Source organism: Bacillus sp. GMs2/2, assembly GCF_050172095.1.
GTDB classification, from domain to species: domain Bacteria; phylum Bacillota; class Bacilli; order Bacillales; family Bacillaceae_G; genus Bacillus_A; species Bacillus_A cereus.
Window position 1 is genome coordinate 1 of record NZ_JBNLYE010000646.1, and the last position, 1489, is coordinate 1489.

A 1489-nucleotide genomic window follows, 5' to 3' on the forward strand; every position below is an offset into this window, starting at 1 on the left:
AATATTACCCTCCTATAAGTATTAACATACGTAATTGAGGTGTTTTCTTTGTTGTTTTATGACCGGATTTCTATAATGGCCCCTCCTGTTCCGTAGCTAAGGAAAGTCTTTTTATTTCTGGGATTTTCAAAGTTATAGGAGGGTATGAAAAATGAAAAAAGTCTCAGTACCATCACTTTTGTTAATGATTGTTCTTGTCGCATTTCCGCAAATTAGTGAAACGATTTACACACCGTCTTTACCGGACATTTCAAAGGCGTTACATGTAAGTAATAATGAGGTGCAGTTAACGCTTAGTGTGTATTTTGCTGGATTTGCTTTAGGTGTATTTTTTATTGGATGGCTATCAGATATAATTGGCCGTCGCCGGGCAATGTTATTTGGAATTGTCGTATATGGCGCTGGGAGTTTCTTGTGCTTTATTGCAAATTCCATTGAAGTTTTATTGGTAAGTCGTTTTATTCAAGCGTTTGGAGCAAGTGCAGGATCAGTTGTGACGCAAACGATTCTTCGTGAAAGTGTAGAAGGGCATAAGAGGCATGTTATGTTTGCTCAAATTTCAGCAGTCATTGCTTTTACACCAGCGATAGGACCGTTAATTGGTGGCTTTCTTGATCAAATGTTTGGATTTAAAATAGTATTTTTAAGTTTAGTAGTTATGAGTATCGGTATTTTTCTGTATACGTTTGTTTCTCTTCCTGAAACAAAAACGGGCTCAGTAACGAATAAAATAAATGTATTTTCAGTCTTGAAGAGGTTAATTACAAATCCAAAAGTGGTAACATATGGGCTGTTAATTGGAGGAGCAAATAGTGTTTTATTTAGCTATTATGCAGAAGCGCCGTTTATCTTTATTGAATACTTTCAGTTATCGCCTAGTATGTATGGCTTTCTAGGAATTGTTGTAGCGTCTGCTTCTATTGTTGGAGCGAAAATTTCAAAACGTTTACTTGCTACTTATAAACCAGAGAAAATTATATATATCGGTTGTCTTGTAATGACAGGAGGAGCTATCCTTTTATCTGTTATTACGTTTGTGGGATCAAATCCGAATGTAATATATATGGTTGTATTTTTAATAGCGATGTTTATATTGCTATTAGGAATTGGAGTAGCGTTACCTAATTGTTTAAGTTTAGCGTTAGTAGATTTTCAAGATGTCATTGGTACAGCTGGAGCGTTGTTTAGCTTAGGATACTATGTAATTGTAGCGATGACAATTTGGGGAATGAGTCAATTGCATACGGGCTCGTTACTGGTGATGCCACTTTATTTTCTGGTTATAGTAGTTATAATGGCAGTGTTTACTAGGGTATTTATCTTTGGTAAGCAAACTTCGAAATCGATTTAAATATGAAATTGTAAAAGAGTCTCATTTTTTAATGAGACTCTTTTATATTTTATCCCGTTGTTTTGAGGCAGAAAGGTTTCTGCCTCAAAATTTGGCTGGAGTAAAGAAGTTAGTAGTTTATTAATATATTAAATTCCT

The 1489-nt window shown here is 34.8% G+C and carries 1 protein-coding gene; it reads left to right on the forward strand.

Going from position 1 to position 1489, the window contains the following annotated elements:
• Positions 1-151 precede the first annotated feature (151 nt).
• Positions 152-1351 carry a multidrug effflux MFS transporter gene (locus tag ACQGS6_RS28300; RefSeq protein WP_426966020.1) on the forward strand — a complete coding sequence of 400 codons (1200 nt, stop codon included), beginning with the start codon at positions 152-154 and terminating at the stop codon, positions 1349-1351.
• Positions 1352-1489 lie beyond the last annotated feature (138 nt).

What these genes read in the sequence shown, in the direction of transcription:
- ACQGS6_RS28300 (WP_426966020.1), top strand. Translation starts at nt 152, where the DNA reads ATGAAAAAAGTCTCAGTACCATCACTTTTGTTAATGATTGTTCTTGTC.